The sequence below is a fragment of the Bacillus sp. AY3-1 genome, from assembly GCF_008368785.1.
GTDB classification, from domain to species: Bacteria; Bacillota; Bacilli; order Bacillales; family Bacillaceae_G; genus Bacillus_A; species Bacillus_A wiedmannii.
Map to the genome: position 1 here is coordinate 109,367 of NZ_QORZ01000015.1, position 19,452 is coordinate 128,818.

General features: G+C 34.1%; 22 protein-coding genes and 1 pseudogene. 17 read left to right on the forward strand and 6 right to left on the reverse strand.

Going from position 1 to position 19,452, the window contains the following annotated elements; genetic code table 11:
• Positions 1-5: 5 nt before the first annotated feature.
• The 3 genes from DN389_RS10960 to DN389_RS10970 all read left to right on the forward strand — a co-directional run bounded on the left by DN389_RS10960 (position 6) and on the right by DN389_RS10970 (position 2,062).
• Positions 6-821 (forward strand): alpha/beta fold hydrolase, encoded by an 816-nt coding sequence (locus DN389_RS10960; RefSeq protein ID WP_098190040.1) that lies wholly within the window; start codon positions 6-8, stop codon positions 819-821.
• 30 nt (positions 822-851) lie between these two features.
• The gene (locus DN389_RS10965; RefSeq protein WP_088064256.1) at positions 852-1,427 is read left to right on the forward strand and encodes a histidine phosphatase family protein; all 576 of its coding nucleotides are present in this window, start codon (positions 852-854) and stop codon (positions 1,425-1,427) included.
• 317 nt (positions 1,428-1,744) lie between these two features.
• Complete coding sequence (locus DN389_RS10970) at positions 1,745-2,062, forward strand: hypothetical protein (protein ID WP_060487508.1); 318 nt, start codon at positions 1,745-1,747, stop codon at positions 2,060-2,062.
• Positions 2,063-2,153: 91 nt separating this feature from the next.
• Here DN389_RS10970 and DN389_RS10975 read toward each other — a convergent pair whose 3' ends face one another.
• Entirely contained in the window at positions 2,154-2,792 is a 639-nt protein-coding gene (locus DN389_RS10975) for a YczE/YyaS/YitT family protein (RefSeq protein ID WP_088064255.1), read from the reverse strand.
• 193 nt (positions 2,793-2,985) lie between these two features.
• Between DN389_RS10975 and pepT the strand changes: the two genes are divergently transcribed.
• Positions 2,986-4,218: a peptidase T gene (gene pepT, locus DN389_RS10980; protein ID WP_088064254.1), complete on the forward strand. Its 1,233-nt coding sequence runs from the start codon at positions 2,986-2,988 to the stop codon at positions 4,216-4,218.
• A gap of 37 nt (positions 4,219-4,255) precedes the next feature.
• On the opposite strand, the gene DN389_RS10985 is transcribed toward pepT, so the two are convergent.
• From DN389_RS10985 to DN389_RS10995, 3 genes are read right to left on the reverse strand one after another with little or no spacing between them, the layout of a single operon-like run.
• A complete protein-coding gene (locus tag DN389_RS10985) occupies positions 4,256-5,167 on the reverse strand; it encodes a DNA-3-methyladenine glycosylase family protein (protein ID WP_088122941.1) in 912 nt (303 codons plus the stop codon).
• Positions 5,164-5,694, reverse strand: coding sequence for a methylated-DNA--[protein]-cysteine S-methyltransferase (locus DN389_RS10990; protein WP_088064252.1), 531 nt, complete (start codon positions 5,692-5,694; stop codon positions 5,164-5,166). Before DN389_RS10990 ends, DN389_RS10985 begins: the two co-directional genes overlap by 4 nt.
• A 4-nt stretch (positions 5,695-5,698) precedes the next feature.
• Positions 5,699-6,271 (reverse strand): bifunctional transcriptional activator/DNA repair enzyme AdaA, encoded by a 573-nt coding sequence (locus DN389_RS10995; RefSeq protein WP_098190043.1) that lies wholly within the window; start codon positions 6,269-6,271, stop codon positions 5,699-5,701.
• 154 nt (positions 6,272-6,425) lie between these two features.
• Here DN389_RS10995 and DN389_RS11000 point away from each other — a divergent pair, with 154 nt between their 5' ends.
• The 11 genes from DN389_RS11000 (at position 6,426) to DN389_RS11050 (ending at position 16,836) form a co-directional block, all read left to right on the forward strand.
• Positions 6,426-7,184 carry an exodeoxyribonuclease III gene (locus tag DN389_RS11000; RefSeq protein WP_048545879.1) on the forward strand — a complete coding sequence of 253 codons (759 nt, stop codon included), beginning with the start codon at positions 6,426-6,428 and terminating at the stop codon, positions 7,182-7,184.
• A 298-nt stretch (positions 7,185-7,482) separates the two neighbouring features.
• Entirely contained in the window at positions 7,483-8,448 is a 966-nt protein-coding gene (locus DN389_RS11005; protein ID WP_149237111.1) for an iron-hydroxamate ABC transporter substrate-binding protein, read from the forward strand.
• 27 nt (positions 8,449-8,475) lie between these two features.
• Positions 8,476-9,483, forward strand: a complete 1,008-nt coding sequence (locus DN389_RS11010) for a FecCD family ABC transporter permease (protein WP_088122939.1) — start codon at positions 8,476-8,478, stop codon at positions 9,481-9,483.
• On the forward strand, positions 9,476-10,498 hold the full coding sequence (locus tag DN389_RS11015) for a FecCD family ABC transporter permease (RefSeq protein WP_087984997.1): 1,023 nt from the start codon (positions 9,476-9,478) through the stop codon (positions 10,496-10,498). Before DN389_RS11010 ends, DN389_RS11015 begins: the two co-directional genes overlap by 8 nt.
• 14 nt (positions 10,499-10,512) lie before the next feature.
• The gene (locus tag DN389_RS11020; RefSeq protein ID WP_046956533.1) at positions 10,513-11,334 is read left to right on the forward strand and encodes an ABC transporter ATP-binding protein; all 822 of its coding nucleotides are present in this window, start codon (positions 10,513-10,515) and stop codon (positions 11,332-11,334) included.
• Between the two features lie 17 nt (positions 11,335-11,351).
• Complete coding sequence (locus DN389_RS11025) at positions 11,352-12,170, forward strand: alpha/beta hydrolase (protein ID WP_088122938.1); 819 nt, start codon at positions 11,352-11,354, stop codon at positions 12,168-12,170.
• Between the two features lie 276 nt (positions 12,171-12,446).
• The gene (locus DN389_RS11030; RefSeq protein WP_000849106.1) at positions 12,447-12,674 is read left to right on the forward strand and encodes a hypothetical protein; all 228 of its coding nucleotides are present in this window, start codon (positions 12,447-12,449) and stop codon (positions 12,672-12,674) included.
• Between the two features lie 293 nt (positions 12,675-12,967).
• Positions 12,968-13,270 (forward strand): metal-sensing transcriptional repressor, encoded by a 303-nt coding sequence (locus tag DN389_RS11035; protein ID WP_000349636.1) that lies wholly within the window; start codon positions 12,968-12,970, stop codon positions 13,268-13,270.
• Between the two features lie 202 nt (positions 13,271-13,472).
• Positions 13,473-13,679 carry a copper chaperone CopZ gene (copZ, locus tag DN389_RS11040; protein WP_002014669.1) on the forward strand — a complete coding sequence of 69 codons (207 nt, stop codon included), beginning with the start codon at positions 13,473-13,475 and terminating at the stop codon, positions 13,677-13,679.
• Positions 13,680-13,774: 95 nt separating this feature from the next.
• Positions 13,775-16,195 (forward strand): heavy metal translocating P-type ATPase, encoded by a 2,421-nt coding sequence (locus DN389_RS11045; RefSeq protein ID WP_088122937.1) that lies wholly within the window; start codon positions 13,775-13,777, stop codon positions 16,193-16,195.
• Between the two features lie 161 nt (positions 16,196-16,356).
• Positions 16,357-16,836, forward strand: coding sequence for a GNAT family N-acetyltransferase (locus DN389_RS11050; protein WP_088609493.1), 480 nt, complete (start codon positions 16,357-16,359; stop codon positions 16,834-16,836).
• 20 nt (positions 16,837-16,856) lie between these two features.
• Here the strand turns inward: DN389_RS11050 and DN389_RS11055 are convergent, their stop codons facing one another.
• Together DN389_RS11055 and DN389_RS11060 are read right to left on the reverse strand one after the other, a co-directional pair.
• Positions 16,857-17,129 (reverse strand): HU family DNA-binding protein, encoded by a 273-nt coding sequence (locus DN389_RS11055; RefSeq protein WP_001043902.1) that lies wholly within the window; start codon positions 17,127-17,129, stop codon positions 16,857-16,859.
• Positions 17,130-17,270: 141 nt separating this feature from the next.
• Positions 17,271-18,086: a formate/nitrite transporter family protein gene (locus DN389_RS11060; protein WP_149237112.1), complete on the reverse strand. Its 816-nt coding sequence runs from the start codon at positions 18,084-18,086 to the stop codon at positions 17,271-17,273.
• Between the two features lie 196 nt (positions 18,087-18,282).
• Between DN389_RS11060 and DN389_RS11065 the strand changes: the two genes are divergently transcribed.
• On the forward strand, positions 18,283-19,176 hold the full coding sequence (locus tag DN389_RS11065) for a metallophosphoesterase (RefSeq protein WP_149237113.1): 894 nt from the start codon (positions 18,283-18,285) through the stop codon (positions 19,174-19,176).
• Positions 19,177-19,344: 168 nt separating this feature from the next.
• Positions 19,345-19,424: pseudogene (locus DN389_RS29145) on the forward strand (N-acyl-L-amino acid amidohydrolase); the annotation flags it as partial.
• Positions 19,425-19,452: the final 28 nt, after the last annotated feature.

Here is a 19,452-nt window from a genome sequence, read left to right on the forward strand (position 1 = left end):
TTTTTATGTTATGGCGAATTAAAGATGCGGAAATATACTATGAAATTGTTGGAGAGGGTAAGCCAGTCATTATTATACATGGCTGTGCGCCGGATCATAGGTTAATGATGAAATGTATGGAATCAGTATTTCAAAAATATGAAGGTTATCAACGAATATATATTGATTTACCTGGAATGGGAAAGTCGAACGCTCCAGATTGGGTAAATAGTTCAGATCATATATTAGAAGTGTTAACTATATTTATTGAAGAAATCATTCCAAAGAAAGATTTTTTACTAGTAGGAGAGTCTTTCGGCGGATATTTAGCTAGAGGGATACTTTCAAAAATGTTTGAGAGAGTCAATGGATTATTATTAATATGTCCTGTGGTTGTTGCACTGCAAAAAGAAAGACGTTTACCGGATAAACAGATAATTGTACAAGATAAGGAGTTTTTAAATACGTTAACTTCTACCGAAAGAAAAGAATTTAGCGAGTTAGCAGTGGTAGCAAATGAATATACATATAAGCGATTTAAAGAAGAAATTAAGCCGGGGTTAGATGTTGCTAATTATGAATTTATTGAAAGATTGCAAAAAAATTATTCTCTTACTATGGAGTTTCACCGAAAGAAATATGAGAAACCCGTTCTTTTATTAGCAGGAAGACAAGATATATCGGTAGGTTATCGAGATATTATAGAAATTATTGAAGATTATCCAAGAGCAACATTAGCGGTGCTTGATATGGCGGGACATAATTTGCAAATTGAACAGCCTGAACTATTCGAGAGTTTAGTAGGAGAATGGATTACACGAACAAAACAACAAAATTTATAAAAAACGAATGAATATTTTCAAGGAGGAAGTATGAATACATATATTTATATGGTTAGGCACGGTGAATCATCAAAATTAGAAGGGAGTGAAAGAACACGTGGTTTAACTGAAAAGGGAAGTTTAGACGCTCATAGAGTAACAGACATATTAAAAACAGAGGGAATCGATACTTTCATTTCAAGTCCATATAAGAGGGCTGTGTTAACGATAGAAAAAACAGCCAATTTCTATGAAAAAGAAATATTAATATATGAAAACCTTAAAGAGTGTATGTTTTCCAGTGGGGATCAAGTTATATCAGATAAAGAGGTATATCCGCTTGTAAAGAAGATGTTCTCTGATCCGGATTTTGCACTAACAGAAGGAGAGTCATATAAGGATTGTCAGAGACGGGTAGTGAAAGTGTTAAAGGAAATATTAATGGATTTTCAAGGACAAAAAATTGTAATTGGCACACATGGGCTTGTAATGACACTCATGATGAATTATTTTGATAAGCAATACGGGTTTGAATTTCTAATACATACATCAAAGCCTGACATATATAAGCTGGAATTTAATGATGAACAATTATTGAATGTAAAAAAATTATGGATAGGAGAATGAAACTGAATATATGGAGTGTGTTTTAATTCGTACTTATAAAATATACTTTTTTTATAGAAAGCATTTTTATCAACTATTTTTAGAATCTTAAATCAATAAGTAATTATTCAATTTCTGAATAATATAAATGGAAGTTGGGTTAAGGAAACAATTTAAAATGTGACAAAACTCCAAACGTTGGATTTCTATTCAATTGGAAAAAAAGATGTAGAATTTTGTCTTACGGTCCCCGTTTACTTTTCATTTCATTACATATAGGCTTTGTGGTGTAAAGGGGAAAATCACCTTTATACAAAATTTATAAGGAGGACAATGTGATGAAAAAGATTAAAAAGTTTGCGGGAGTAGCTTTAGCAGGTACGGTTGGATTAAGTGGACTACTGTTTTTAGAACCAAGTGTAAGCGCTGCGGAAACAAAGCAGGTGAAAGAAGGAAATTTCAATGCGATTGATGTAACGATGAATCAAAGTGAATTTTATGTATTGAGTGGTAGAAGTATTGATATTCTTTCTGGAGATAAAGAAGCAATTCAGTTAAATAATTACACAATTCGTTTTAGTAAACCAGGGAAGTATGTAATTAAAGTAAATGGCTGTATTTATGACGATGTATATACTTTTATTGTAAATGAGTAGTATATATTCTGAAATTGTGAGATGAAAAAAGAAACACCCTATTTGCGGTGAGAATCGTAAATAGGGTGAATACTTTGTATTAAGTTGTAGTTTAAATATGTTCATTAACTTTCTCTTTGTTATGTAAAGTATGTAAGAGGGTTTGAAACATCTTAAATGATTGCTGAAAGATCGGACTTTGAATAAAGGTGTAAAGAAAAGTTACGATGAAAACAGGACCTCCTAGCATAAATCCAATAACTAGTACAACACATTCTACTATGATTCTAGCACGGCTAATAGATAGCCCTGTTTTGTCGGAAATAGTAAGCATGAATCCATCTCGAGGGCCAGCACCAATCCCAGCCGCAACATACATCCCTCCCCCAATACCTGTAATTGCAATCCCAGCAAATAAAATGAGTAAGTTTATCCATAAAAAATCACTAGCGTTTGGAAGAATATTTGATTGTAAGAAAAAGTCCATAATGGGACCGATAAGTAGTGCATTTAAAAATGTGCCCACATTTATATATTTTCGATCTACTAATAAAGAAATGAGAACGAGACATAATCCACATATGACACTCCACGTACCAATGGTCCATCCAAATCTTTGGTAGAGAGCCATATTTAAAACTTCCCAAGGATGTAAACCGAGAAATTTCACTTTGACTGCAAGAGCATTTCCAAGGCCAAAAAAAATTAACCCTAAGAAAAAAAGAAAATAGCGAAAGAGAGTTAGCCTCATCTTTAATACCTCCTATATTTTATAATTATGTATATTACATGTAAGATTTTTAATGTACAAATATTAAGACTTTTTAGTTGTTATTTAAAATTGCTAAAATACAAATGAAATATATATTCGCAGTCAAAAAAGTTAAAATATTTCGTTTTAAGGATTATAATAGAGAGAGAAACATAAAAGGGAGTGAATGAGTTTGAAACAAGAACTTATTGAAAGATTTACGAGATATGTAAAGATTGATACACAATCGAATGAAGAAAGTCATACAGTACCAACAACATCTGGACAAATTGAGTTTGGTAAGTTATTAGTGGAAGAGTTAAAAGAGATTGGCTTAACAGAAGTAACAATGGATGATAATGGGTATGTAATGGCAACACTTCCTGCTAATACGGATAAGGATGTTCCAGTAATCGGCTTTTTAGCACATTTAGATACGGCAACAGACTTTACAGGGAAAAACGTAAAACCACAAATTCATGAAAATTTTGATGGCAATGCAATTACGTTAAATGAAGAGCTAAATGTTGTGTTAACGCCAGAACAGTTTCCAGAATTACCATCATATAAAGGACATACGATTATTACAACGGATGGTACGACACTTCTAGGAGCAGATGATAAAGCTGGCCTGACTGAAATTATGGTTGCAATGAACTATTTAATACATAATCCGCAAATTAAACATGGGAAAATAAGAGTAGCATTTACGCCGGATGAAGAAATTGGTCGTGGGCCAGCGCATTTTGATGTAGAAGCGTTTGGTGCATCATGTGCTTATACGATGGATGGAGGTCCATTAGGTGGTTTAGAGTATGAAAGCTTTAATGCTGCAGGTGCTAAGTTAACGTTTAACGGAACGAATACACATCCTGGAACAGCGAAAAATAAAATGCGTAACGCAACTAAACTTGCTATGGAGTTTAATAGCTATTTACCGGTAGAAGAGGCACCAGAATATACAGAAGGCTATGAAGGATTCTATCATTTACTTTCATTAAATGGTGATGTTGAGCAAAGTAAAGCGTATTATATTATTCGAGATTTTGATCGTGAAAATTTTGAGGCGCGTAAACATAACGTTGAAAATATTGTGAAGCAAATGCAAGAGAAGTATGGACAAGATGCAGTCGTTTTAGAAATGAATGATCAATACTATAACATGCTTGAAAAAATTGAACCAGTGAGAGAAATTGTTGATATTGCATATGAGGCGATGAAAAGCTTAAATATCGAACCAAACATTCATCCGATTCGTGGTGGAACAGATGGGTCACAATTATCGTATATGGGATTACCAACGCCGAATATTTTCACAGGTGGTGAAAACTATCACGGTAAATTTGAATATGTTTCGGTAGATACGATGGAAAAAGCTGTTCAAGTTATTGTGGAAATCGCAAGACGATTCGAAGAACAAGCTTAAAAAAGAACCAAGTAGTGCGGATGCGCTACTTGGTTTTTTAGTATAATACTCGCCACAAATAAAAAGTTGCGTAAGACTCCCAGTTGGTCCAATTTGCCGCAAAATCTTTTATTTCCTGTTTAGTCGGTTTACTTTCAGAACCTGTTATATATTTAATTGCATTGTGCAAGCCAACATCGTCAATGGGAAAAGCGGAAGGAAATCGTAAACAGCGCATTAAAATATAGTTGGCAGTCCACGGTCCTATTCCATGTATAGCAGTTAATTGTTTTTCAGCTTGTTGCACATCTTGTATTTGCAGTAAAGATTCTTTTGATAATTTTCCTTCTGTAATAAGCTTTGCGATACCGATTACATATTCGCATTTTCTAGTCGTCATTTTTAAGTTTTTGAGATCCTCTACATGTAAATTGGCAATCGTTTCAGGAGAAGGGAATATCCAATGTTTTCTATCGTTCCATTCTACATAATTTCCAAAGTGTTCGACTAATCTTCTTTTTAGTGTATAAGCATATGTGAGATTAATTTGCTGACCGATAATTCCCCAGGAAAGTGCTTCAAATAAGTCTGGAATACCTAAAGTACGAAGCCCATAATATTGTTCAATTGGTCCTTGAAGGAGTACATCATGTTTAGCTAATGTATAAAAGGGAGCTAAATCAGTAGTTAAATCAAACCACTCTTTTACATAGTGAGCTACAGCTTCGCATATCGATTCTTCAGACGTATATGATTCTTCTAAAAAACGTATTTGAATATTATCATCCGAGTTCATACTAATTTCAACTAAAGGATGTACATCCTGAACAGGGATAACTTTATAAATTTTGTTATCTTCAATGTGGAACATACATTCATTGTTAGAACGTGATAGATAGCGTAAATTTTCTTGGAAACTAAATTCTGTTGGAACTGCTAAAGTTAATGTGCTAGTATATTTTGCTGTCATATGCATTCTACCGGAGACTTTTCTAATGTAAGCAACACTTTCTTCATTTCTAATCCACCTCTAAAACCGGTTAGTTTACCATTCTTTCCAATAACACGATGGCAAGGAATTGTAATGAGAAGAGGGTTGGCAGCAATAGCAGTAGCAACGGCACGCACAGCAGTAGGTTTTTGCATTCTTTCGGCAATTTCTGAATAAGAATATGTCTCCCCATAAGGAATTTCACGTACCGTATTCCAAACAGATAATTGAAAATCAGTTCCGTAAGCATCGATAGGGAATGTAAAAGTTTCTCGTTTACTTTCTAAATACTCGATAACTTCTTTCGTATATGATTGTAGGTAATCTGGATTACATGCCAATATATGTTGTGGCAATTTCTTTCTAGCCCATATATTTAGTTCTTCAAATTTTTCATCTTGTGATCCAATGAAGCATAGTCCATTTTCAGTTGCAGCAATATGAAACTGCCAATTTTCATGTGTAAGTAGCGTCCAATATATAAATTTATTTTTGGAGGAATTCATTATTTTATCCTTCTTTCATTTCGTTCTTTTTTCGATATTCAGTAGGAGTGAATCCGGTTTTCTTTTTAAATAAAGTTGCGAAATACTCTGGGTTTTCTATCCCGACAGCAGTACTAATTTCTTTAATGGATTGATTTGTGTGTAAAAGGCGTTCTGCCGCTTTAACAATCCTAAACTGCTGTATATATTCTATTGGACTTATTCCTGTTACTTTTTTGAAAGTGCGTTGCAAATGAAATGGGCTACCATGACATATTTCAGCAAGTATGTTGAGAGTTAATAATTCGTCAAAGTGCTTTTTGATATAATCTTTAATTTGTTCTACCCACTCTTCATTAGGTAAAGTGAGCCCATTTGGTTTACAACGTTTGCAAGGGCGGAATTTTTCGCTTAATGCTTGCTCTGCATGATGAAAAATTCGTACATTGTTTCTATTCGGTATTCTTGATTTGCATGACGGTCGGCAAAAGATTCCGGTTGATTTCACAGCATAAAAGAATTTACTATCATAGGAACAATCATTATGAATAATTGCTTGCCAATGCTCATTTGTTAACGTAATCCCTTCATTGTGCAAAGAACATCACCTCTGAAATTAGTATAACCTGAATAAAGTGCGTATGTATGTATTCACAAATGTAAGAGCAAGATTACAAAGGTGAAAATATGATTGTTTTTCTATTTTGTGATAGCATGAAATTTGAAAGTGAACATCAAGAGGAGGACTATAGGTGAAGTTAATTTCGTGGAATGTAAATGGTTTGCGAGCAGTTATCGCAAAAGGTGGATTTTTAGAATATCTTGAGGAATCAAATGCTGATATATTTTGTTTACAAGAGATTAAATTACAAGATGGTCAAATTGATTTGAATCCAGAGGGATATTATACATACTGGAATTATGCTGTGAAAAAAGGTTATTCAGGAACGGCTATTTTTTCGAAAAAAGAACCGTTATCTGTAACATACGGTTTAGGAATTGAAGAGCATGATCAAGAAGGACGAGTTATTACTTTAGAATTCGAAGATTTTTACATGATAACGTTATATACACCAAACTCAAAACGAGGATTAGAACGATTAGATTACAGAATGAAATGGGAAGATGATTTCAGGGCTTATATTAAGCAATTAGATGAAAAAAAGCCCGTTGTTTTTTGCGGTGATTTAAACGTTGCTCATAAAGAAATCGATTTAAAAAATCCAAAAAGTAATCGTAAAAACCCTGGATTCTCTGATGAGGAACGAGAGAAATTCACATGTATTTTAGAAGAAGGATTTATTGATACGTATCGTTATCTGTATCCTGATCAGGAAGGTGCATATTCGTGGTGGTCGTATCGTATGGGAGCGAGAGCAAAAAATATTGGATGGCGTTTAGATTATTTTGTTGTTTCGGAAAGAATGAAAGACAAAATAACAGAGGCGAAAATTAATAGTGAAGTGATGGGATCAGACCATTGCCCAGTTGAATTACATATAAATTTCTAAAAAAAGAAGTATCTTCCTAAGATTAGGTGGATACTTCTTTTTTATTCAGTTTGTTAAAATTTTTCAAATCTTTCTTGAAATAATTGCATATTAAATATATACTTAGTAACGATAATCATTATCAATGAAAAGTGTTATCAATAGATGAGGTGTAAAAGAATTATAGTTTAGGGGAAGTGAACGAGAATGAGTTCTGGATAGAATTATTAATCTAATGAAATATATATGTGAGACAAGTTTCATATAGTTAAATTTTATTGAGAATATAGTTTGAGAATTCGAGAGGAGTTATATAAAGATGAACAAGAAGTTATTTACTTTAGGGATGGTTACAGTTTTAAGTGTAGGACTAGCAGCATGCAATAGTATGGATAAAACTTCAGGAGAACAAAAGCAACAGACAAAAGCTACGGAAACGAAAAAAGACGAAAAAAGAAAAATTACATATTTAGGTAAAGAATATACAGTACCAGCAAAAATAGATAAAATTGCGACAGCTAGTTTAGAGTCAATGGAAGATGCAGCGGTACTTGGTATTAAGCCAGTAGGTGCCATTACTGTTGGTGGTAAATTACCGAAGTATCTTGAGAAAGATTTAGAGGGTGCGAAATCTGTTGGCGAGAAAATGCAACCAAATTTTGAAACATTACTACAATTAAAGCCAGACGTTATTACATCAAGTACGAAATTCCCAGCAGAAACAGCTGAAAAGTTTACGAAAGTAGCTCCTACATTCCCGGTATCACACGTTTCAACAAATTGGGAAGATAACTTAAAGTTAATGGGAGAATTAACTGGTAAAAAAGATAAAGCAGAAAAAATTATTAAAGATTACAATTCAGACGCTGAAAAGGCAAAAGCAAAACTAGGAGATAAGTTAAAAGACAAAAAAGTACTTGTCATTAGACTAAGAGCAAACGAATTATTCCTATATCCAGAAGGAGTATATTTCAACCCTGTCATTTATAAAGATCTTGGATTAACTGCTCCAGAACAATTGAAAACTGTAAAAGCACAAGAGAAAATTTCATTTGAAAAACTTGCTGAACTTAATCCGGATTATATTTTCTTACAATATGAGACAACTGAAAATAAAAATCCGAAAGTGCTAGAAGAAATTGAAAGTAATCCAATTTGGCAAAGTATGAATGCTGCGAAGGAAAAGAAAGTATTTGTAAACGTTGTAGACCCAATGGCACAAGGTGGTACTGCTTGGAGTAAAACAGCATTCTTAAAAGAAGCAGTGAAAAATTTATCTAAATAATACAATAAGTAAGGTGCGTTGAATGATATGCAGAAAACAAATGCAGTACCAGTGACTATATTATGTATAGCACCCATACTCATCTTATTTACAGTTATATTTTCTATTTTGTATGGGGCGAAGAGTATTGATGCTGAAATAGTGTGGAACGCATTATTTCATTTTGATTCAAGCGATGTAAATCATAATATTATTATTACTTCACGTTTACCAAGGGTAGTTGCAGCTCTTTTAGTTGGAGCATTTCTAGCCATATCAGGAGCACTTATGCAGGGGATGACAAGAAACTATCTTGCATCCCCTTCTATTATGGGTGTGACGGATGGGGCAGCCTTTGTTATTACACTTTGTATGATTTTTCTTCCGGGAATGTCATCAATTGGTATGGTTTTATGTTCAATGATTGGTTCTGCACTAGGAGCCGGTATCGTGTTTGGTTTTGGCTCGCTCCTTCAAAATGGCTTATCACCAGTTAGGTTAGCGATTATCGGAACAGTTATTGGAACATTTTTAAGTAGTGTATCGGCCGCGATGGCATCATATTTCCAAATCTCTCAAAATGTTAGTTTTTGGTTTAATGCAAAGTTAGACCAAGTGGATCCTAATATCATTAAAATCACGATACCGTTTGGGATAATCGGAATAATTTTAGCGTTGTTAATATCAAAATCTATTACCATTCTTTCTTTAGGAGAAGAAGTTTCTATTAATCTAGGGCAGCGTACAAAACTAGTTAAAGCGATGGCAATTTTATCAGTTATCTTTTTAACAGGAACAGCAGTTGCTTTAGTAGGAAAAGTTGGTTTTGTAGGTTTAATTATTCCGCACATTACTCGCTTTATAATTGGGGTAGATTATAAGTGGATTTTGCCATGTGCAGGCGTTATTGGTGGAGTTTTCTTAGCGTTATGTGATGTTTTAAGTAGATTTGTAAACTATCCATTTGAAACACCTATTGGGGTCGTTACCTCCTTAATTGGAATTCCTTTCTTCCTTTATTTAATTCGTACAAGAGGAGGAGAGAGACATGCTTAAAAGTTCAAGTCAACGTTTCGGAATGACGATGGGGATTAGTGTATTTTTAATACTATGTGCTATTTATATTAGTTTAACGAATGGTACGTTTGATATTACGATTACAGATGTATTTAAAACACTCTTTAGAATAGATCCAGTACCAGACCATGATTTAGTTATTTTTGAGTTTCGTCTTCCTCGTATCGTAATTGCTGGGCTAGTAGGATTAGGCCTAGGCGTTGCAGGTGCTGTTATTCAAGGGATTACGAGAAATGGATTGGCAGACCCAGGTATTTTAGGAGTGAATGCTGGGGCCGGCACAGCAATCGTTATTTTTATGTTTTTCTTTCAAGGGCAATTAAAGAGCACAGACTGGATGTCTATTATGATGATGCCAATGTTTGGTTTAGTCGGCGGATTAGGTGCAGCTATCATCATTTATCTGTTTTCATGGAAAAACGGTAAGCTAGACTCCCAACGTCTTTTATTAACAGGGATTGCGATTGGGTCAGGATTTGGAGCATTTTCTATGTACTTATCACTCAAAATGAAGTCAACTGATTTCGAGATGGCTGCAGTTTGGGTGTCAGGAAGTATATATAGTGCAAACTGGAAGTATATTATTGCTATGTTGCCGTGGCTTATCATATTAATTCCGCTTATACAAAAGAAAGCTTATTTATTAGATTTATTTCAATTGGAAGAAACGAGTATTACAAGTTTAGGTGTTTCAGTAGAAAGAGAGAAATCTATTTTACTATTAAGTAGTATCGGACTTGTAAGTGCATGTGTTGCAGTTTCAGGAAGTATTGGTTTCATTGGATTAATGGCACCGCATATAGCAAAAAGGCTTGTCGGTATTCAGCATAAGCATATCATTCCTACGTGCGGAGTAATCGGAATGTTCCTTGTAATAGCTTCAGATTTTATTGCAAAAACAGTTTTCACCCCTGTAGAGTTACCTGTTGGAATCGTTATTTCTATTGTCGGTGTACCGTATTTCTTATATTTACTTTATAAGGCGAAAGCGTAAGAGGAGGAATAAAAGTGAGTATTTTAAGTGCAAAAAATTTAGAAACGAGTTATGAAAAGCTTACAGTGTTTCGCGATTTAAATGTGGAAATACAAGAAGGAAAAGTAACGACAATTATAGGGCCAAACGGGTGCGGGAAATCAACACTGTTAAAAACAATGGGAAGAATTTTAAAGCAAAAGAGCGGTAAAGTATATTTGCAAGGACAGGATTTAAATACGATTCCAACAAAAGAAATTGCGAAGCAGTTAGCTTTACTCCCGCAAACTCCAATTGCACCAGGAGAACTTAAAGTGGAAGAATTAATTTCCTATGGACGCTATCCACATCGAAATAATGTAAATAAGTTAACTTCAAAAGATAAAGAGATGATTGATTGGGCATTAGATATAACGAAAACTTCTGAATTTCGAACGAGACAAATTGCAAATTTATCAGGCGGTCAAAGACAAAAGGTATGGCTAGCGATGGCTTTAGCACAAGAGACAGAAGTGTTACTACTAGATGAACCAACTACATATCTCGATATGTCTCATCAATTAGATGTATTACAAATTGTGGAGAAGTTAAATAAAGAACATAATTGTACGGTTGTTATGGTACTACATGATATTAACCATGCAGCAAGGTTTTCAGATGAAATTATTGCGATGAAGGAAGGGGAAATCGTTACAACTGGTAGCCCAGAAGAAATCATTACAAATGAAGTGTTAAAAGAAGTATTTCATATTGATGCGCGTGTCATGATTGATCCGTATAATGGGTCTCCTGTTTGTTTTGGATACGATAGCGTTGCACTTCAAGAAGAGAAAGTAGAGATATATGTAACGAGTTAAGAAGGGGGGAATATAAGATGAATACTACTATTGAAAAACAGCAGATTATTACATCTAATACAGAACAGTGGAAAATGTATTCAAAATTAGACGGTAAGGAATATCAAATACATATTTCAAAGCCGAGGCAGCCAGCACCAGAGTCAGGATATCCTGTTATATACGTATTAGATGGCAATGCTTTTTTTCAAACATTCCATGAAGCGGTTAAAATACAATCAGTTAGAGCGGAAAAAACAGGTGTTTCACCAGCCATTATAGTAGGTATTGGTTATCCAATTGAAGGGGCATTTTCAGGAGAAGAAAGATGTTATGATTTTACGCCAAGTGTAATTTCAAAAGATGCGCCTTTAAAACCAGATGGCAAACCGTGGCCTAAAACAGGAGGAGCACATAACTTCTTTACTTTTATGGAAGAAGAACTGAAACCTCAAATTGAAAATAATTATAAGATTGATAAAGGAAAGCAAACATTATTTGGGCATTCGTTAGGTGGCTTATTTGCTTTACATATATTATTTACAAACGTAAATGCCTTTCAAAATTATTTTATTAGTAGTCCATCAATCTGGTGGAATAACCAATCTGTGCTTGAAAAAGAAGCGAATCTTATAAATGAATTAAACAGTGCCAAGTTTCAAACGGGAGTGTTCCTTACAGTTGGGTCACTAGAACGAGAGCATATGGTTGTAGGGGCAAATGAATTATCAGAGCGTCTTCTCCAAGTCAAACACGATCAGTTTCGATTTACGTTTTATGAAGCCGAAGGGGAGAATCACGCATCTGTTGTGCCGACTTCTTTAAGTAAAGGGTTAAGGTTTATTAGTTACGTATAAATTGAAATGAATATCTAATAAAATGCAAACAAAAGGCTATGGTAAATTTTCCATAGCCTTTTGTTTGTGCAAGTAGAATTGTCTTTTTTGAACGTTTTGTTTCAACTTTTCGTCTAAAGAGACAAAAAGTTGTCACAATTCGGTCACAATTAGCATAAACATAAAATAGACGAAATGAACTTATTTCCAAAAAGGCTTGATTCATTCCATTCATGATTAGAAGAGCTGAAACAGCATGGATTAAAAGTTCACTATATTCTCAAGGAGGTAGATCGTATGAAAACTATTCTTGCTATCGCTGGGCTTATTTGGGTTTTATCACATGGCATTCCAATTTATGAAGGAGAACAAATTCGCAGTGCTCTGAATAAAAATTTTAATGAATATCACGTTATTGATCGGCAAGATAATGTCGTGACAGTTCGTGTAAATGATTGTTTTCATACGGTAACCGTTGAAGGAACTTCAGTAGTGAATGATACAAAAGTATGTGATCAGCAATAATTATATATAGGAAGAAAAAAGTCTCAATTTACACGTGTGAAAATTGAGACTTTTATATTTGTGGATGAATAATAAGCGGGGATGGATAATCCCTGCTTATTATTGTTTTTTGAAAAAAAGGCAAGGGTATCATAATAATTGAGTCTGAGAAGCTAATAAGTTGTTAAGAATAAGCATAGAGCGGAAATATACTCATATGGGGTATCATACGTAGATAATTAATGCTATAATTGGTATACTCGTAAAAGCAATTGTTTTATTGGATGAAGAGAAACTTTAAGAAGGTGATAATTATGGATCATAAAGAGCATGAAGCGGTAACACATAGATCAGAAAAAGAAAAAGAGCAGATTATAAATAGATTAAAGAGAATTGAAGGACAGGTCCGCGGTATTCAAAATATGATTGAAAATGATCGTTATTGCGTCGATATTTTAGTGCAAATTTCAGCGATTAATGCAGCGATGAAAAAAGTAGGAATGGGTGTATTAAAAAACCATACAAGTCATTGTGTTTCAGGTGCTATTAAAGATGGCAATGGTGACGAAGCAATTGAAGAATTAATGACTGTATTTGAACGTTTTTCAAAAGCGTAAAAACAAGCTAGTATGTAACTGGCTTGTTTTTTGTTTACCTTCATATAAGATTTCGGGGTATTGATGTGAAAAAGTGTATGTAAAATAAACTTTTAGAAAATAATTGAAAAATCATGATACAAAACCATTGATTACCTTAGGGGGGTATGGTAAGATGTAATTGTGATTAACAAACAATGAAGAAACAAGAGGAGGATTTTAAATGGAACAGTTAACATTAAAAGTTGAAGGTATGTCTTGTGGACATTGTGTAAATTCTATTGAAAGCAGTGTGAAAGAACTAAACGGTGTTGAACAAGTGAAGGTTCAATTAGCAGAAGGAACTGTTGAAGTTACTATCGACTCGTCTGCTGTAACACTAAAAGATATCGTTGCTGTAATTGAAGATCAAGGATACGATGTTCAATAATTATTTTTAGATATGGAAATAAATCGTACTTTATAGGAAGTACGATTTATTTTGTTAATAATTATACCTTATGAGGGTATATAGAGGTGAGAGACATGAATGAACAGAAAGAGGCTAATCTTCAAATATCAGGAATGACATGTGCGGCATGTGCGAATAGAATTGAAAAAGGTCTGAAAAAAGTAGAAGGTGTTCATGATGCAAATGTAAATTTTGCACTTGAAAAAACAAAAATAATGTATGATCCCCAAAAAACAAATCCGCAACAGTTTAAGGAAAAAGTTGAATCGTTAGGATATGGAATTGTAAGTGATAAAGCTGAGTTTACTGTTTCAGGGATGACATGCGCAGCATGTGCGAATAGAGTAGAAAAGCGTTTAAATAAGTTAGAAGGTGTGAACGGAGCGACAGTAAATTTCGCTTTGGAATCAGCTACAGTAGATTTTAACCCTGATGAAATTAATGTAAATGAAATGAAGAGTGCAATTACGAAATTAGGATATAAATTGGAAGTGAAATCAGATGAGCAAGATGGATCAACTGATCATCGCTTACAAGAAATTGAGCGACAAAAGAAGAAATTTATCATTTCATTTATTTTATCATTCCCGTTACTGTGGGCAATGGTAAGTCATTTCTCATTTACATCGTTTATTTATTTACCTGATATGCTTATGAACCCTTGGGTGCAGCTAGCTCTTGCAACTCCAGTTCAGTTTATCATTGGTGGGCAGTTTTATGTTGGAGCTTATAAAGCGTTACGAAATAAAAGTGCCAATATGGATGTTCTCGTGGCACTTGGAACGTCGGCAGCGTATTTTTACAGTGTGTATTTAAGTATTAGGTCGATTGGTTCTTCGGAACATATGACAGACTTGTATTTTGAAACGAGTGCAGTACTTATTACATTAATTATTTTAGGTAAATTATTTGAAGCAAAGGCAAAGGGACGCTCGTCAGAAGCAATTAAAAAATTAATGGGATTACAGGCGAAAACCGCTACTGTTCTACGAGACGGAACAGAAATGAAAATTTTAATCGAAGAAGTAGTAGCTGGTGATATCGTTTATGTAAAACCTGGTGAAAAAATCCCGGTAGATGGAGAAATTGTAGAAGGAAAGTCAGCAATAGATGAATCGATGTTAACAGGTGAGAGTATTCCAGTTGATAAAACAATTGGGGATGTAGTAATCGGTTCTACAATGAATAAAAATGGATTTTTAAAAGTGAAAGCAACTAAGGTAGGAAGAGATACTGCATTAGCTCAAATTATTAAAGTAGTAGAAGAGGCGCAAGGGTCAAAAGCTCCTATTCAAAGAGTAGCTGATCAAATTTCAGGTATTTTCGTACCCGTTGTAGTTGTGATTGCTATTATCACATTTGCAGTGTGGATGCTATTTGTTACACCTGGTGATTTTGGCGGAGCACTTGAGAAAATGATAGCCGTACTTGTTATCGCTTGTCCATGTGCATTAGGTCTTGCGACACCTACATCTATTATGGCTGGATCAGGAAGATCAGCTGAGTATGGTATTTTATTTAAAGGTGGAGAGCATTTAGAAGCAACGCACCGATTAGATACAGTTATTCTAGATAAAACAGGTACTGTGACAAACGGAAAGCCTGTTTTAACAGATGTAATTGTAGTAGATGGATTCCATGAAGAAGAAATACTACGTTTAGTCGCTGCGGCAGAAAAAAATTCTGAACATCCACTTGCAGAAGCGATTGTAGAAGGAATTAAAGAAAAGAAAATTGATATCCCAAGTTCAGAAACGTTTGAAGCGATTCCAGGATTCGGTATCGAATCAGTTGTAGAAGGGAAACAATTATTAATTGGTACACGTCGATTAATGAAGAAATTCGATATTGATATTGAAGAAGTTGCTAAATCGATGGAAGAGCTAGAACGAGAAGGAAAAACAGCAATGCTTATTGCGATCAATAAAGAATATGCTGGTATAGTGGCCGTTGCAGATACTGTAAAAGATACTTCAAAAGCAGCTATCGCAAGACTTAAGAAAATGGGTCTAGACGTTGTTATGATTACAGGAGATAACACACAAACTGCTCAGGCAATCGCTAAGCAAGTTGGTATTGATCACGTAATTGCAGAAGTATTACCAGAAGGAAAAGCAGAAGAAGTGAAAAAACTCCAAGCACAAGGTAAGAAAGTAGCAATGGTTGGAGATGGAATAAATGATGCTCCTGCTCTTGCTACGGCGGATATCGGTATGGCAATTGGAACAGGAACGGATGTAGCGATGGAAGCGGCAGATATTACGTTAATCCGTGGGGATTTAAATAGTATTGCTGATGCAATCTTTATGAGTAAGATGACGATAAGAAATATTAAGCAAAATTTATTCTGGGCACTAGCTTATAACGGATTAGGAATCCCGATTGCGGCGTTCGGTTTCTTAGCACCTTGGGTTGCAGGAGCGGCTATGGCATTTAGTTCTGTATCCGTTGTATTAAATGCATTACGACTGCAAAGAGTGAAATTAAAAAAATAAAAATCTAGAGAGTAATTGCATATGCTTTTAAACGAAAAACAATACTTTGAAATAAGTATTGTTTTTTGTTTATATAGAAAGAAAAAAGATATAATAAAGCAGAAATATTGAATACTAGATGGTAGAAAAGTTAAATGATAGTTTAGTAAGGAGGTTCATATATGTTAAAAGATATGATCATTAGAACATTCCATAAAGAGGATTTAGAACAAGTATTACAGTTGTTCTATGAAACAGTTCATACAATTAATGCAAAAGATTATAATGTATTACAGCTACAGGCATGGGCACCAGAGCGACTAGATAGAGAAAATTGGTTAAATTCTTTAGAGAAGAATATTAGTTATGTAGCGGATCATAACAGTGTGATAGTGGGATTTGGCGATTATAATGATGATCATTACGTAGATCGTTTATTTACACATAAAGATTATCAAGGGAAAAGGATAGCTTCATACATACTACAGAAGTTAGAAAAAGAAGCAGTAAACTTGGGGCATGGGGATATATATACAGAAGCGAGTATTACAGCAAAACCTTTCTTTGAAAGTAAAGGTTTTATTTGCATAAAGGAACAAAAGAAACAGCATAATGGTCAGATTTTTACTAATTATGTAATGAAAAAAATAGCCCTCTCATAAACGAGAAGGCTATTTTTTCATTATTTTACAGCTTCTTTTAGTTCTTTACCAGCTTTGAAAGCAGGTACTTTAGAAGCTGCGATTTGCATTTCTTCACCAGTTTGTGGGTTACGGCCTGTACGAGCAGCTCTTTCGCGTACTTCGAATGTACCGAATCCGATAAGTTGTACTTTTTCACCAGCAGCTAAAGTGTTAGTGATTGATTCTACTACAGTTTGTAAAACTACAGTAGCTTCTTTTTGAGAAATCTCAGCATTTTGTGCTACGTTTTTAATTAATTCTGTTTTGTTCATGTTTTTCACCTCATATGTAAATAATGCTATTTAAGTTGTTATTATAACGTATAAAACATTCGAGAACAAGTGTACGCACATATATTCGTAAAAAAAATGAAATTTGTAATATTTTTTAGAGCCACTGTATAGACTTTCAATTTAAGCGGATACAGATTTTTTCTTTAATGCAGTTTGCTCTTTATTGGAAGGGAGTTTCTTATTATAGGATATGAAATAAGGTAATGCTACAAATAACATACCTCCTACTAAGTTTCCGAAGAAAACAAAAATGAAGTTTGGAAAATATTCAATCCAAGTTAAATGACCGGCAAAAATTGCAGCTGGGATGACAAACATATTGGCTACAACGTGTTGAAATCCAATCGCAACAAAAGTCATAATTGGGAACCAAATACCGATAATCTTCCCGATAAATTCTTTACTTCCCATACTGAGCCAAACAGCTAAACAAACGAGCCAATTACATCCGATTGCAGAAATGAAGGCTTGTAGTGGTGTATCTTGTAGTTTAGCTTGCGCAATAGAAACTGTTTTCGCTAAAAAAGCTCCCTCTGTTAATCCGACGATATGACCGAAAAAATAAGCAACGAATACAGCACCTATGAAGTTGCTAAACGTAACAATAACTAAATTTCGAATGAAGTGAAATAATTCGATTTTTTTGTGAAGCCACGCCATTGAAACGGTCATCATATTGCCAGTTACTAACTCACCGCCTGCAAGAATAACGAGTATAAGACCGATAGGGAATACAGCGGCACCTAGAAAATTAGTAAATGATCCCCAAGACTTTGGCATTGTTCCAATAACATGAATATCGAGTAAATACCCTAATGCTATGAAAGCACCACCAAAAAAACCGAGAATTAGCATAGGGAGTAATGATAAATGAGCTTTTTTTCTTCCGGAATTCGCAGCAAGTTCCGTAATTTCTTCTGGTGTAAATACAGACATGAATAATCTCTCCTTAATAAAATGATAGAATGAATAGAAGGAACATTTTTAAGAATCTATGTATTATAAAAATATGTTATGACTTCTGTATAAATTTGTCAAAGTGAATGAGGATAGAATTGGATATAGCTAACATTGTTCATGTTGTCACATTAATGTAACAATAAGGCTTTAAAGTACTTCTAGAGGTGAGAATATGAATACGAATCATGTAAAAAAAGAACAAAAAAAATCAATCGTCAAGATATGTATAATCAGTTTCATAAGTATAGTAATGATTTCAATAAGTTTGTATTTCTATGCGACAGAAATAGAACGAAAACTAGTAACAGTTACGTGGAATGAAATAGAAGCTTCTACAATTCCTAAAGAGTTTAATAACAAAAAGATATTACAATTCTCAGATGTGCATTTAGGGCCAGAATTTACATTGAAACAACTAGAAAATTTGGTAGAGAAGATGAATACGTTACATCCAGATATAGTAGTTTTTACAGGGGATTTAATAGATAAGTTTGGATCGTATAAGGCAGAAAGAGAAGAAGCGCAAAGCATTTTGCAGAAAATACATGCGCCCTTAGGGAAATATGCAGTGTTTGGGAATCATGATAGGGGCGGGGGAGGTAGTTTATTTTATAAAAAGTATATGGAGGAAGCTGGTTTCTCTGTGTTAGTAAATGAAGTGCATAAAATTAATGCGGAAAATGGCAAATATATTACAATATCAGGTTTGGATGATTTTTTATTAGGGAATCCGAAAATAGACGCGACTTTAAAACAAGTAAGGCAACAAGATTTTAATATGCTCTTAGTACATGAGCCGGATATTGTAGACAAAGTAGCTCGTTACCCAGTTGATTTTCAAATGTCAGGACATAGTCACGGAGGACAAGTTCAAATTCCTTTTATAGGTCCATTAATTACTACAAAATTAGCTGAGAGTCATGTTGAAGGTATGTATGAATTAGAAGGGAAGAATAAGCCGTTACATTTATACGTAAATCGTGGTATTGGGACAACCCGAATGCCTGTTAGATTTTGGAGTGTACCAGAACTTTCAGTATTTGTGTTAAAGCAAAATAGCAACTAGACTATTTTAGAGTAGTAACAGGACTTTCAGAGAAAGTTCTCTTTTTTTATTGGGTAAATACAGAATGTTATGTGATTTTTATTTAAAGTGTTAAAAAGGAAAGGGGAATTTCTATGGTAGAAACATGGCATAAAGAATTGGAAAGTTTATATAACGAAATGGTTTCGTGGCAAATTACTTTTAAGTATTGTAAATAGTTATGTAGAGATGGAAAAGAATCTTTTCATCATGTAGAAGTGAAAAAGTAATTTACATAAATAAAAAACAACAATAGGT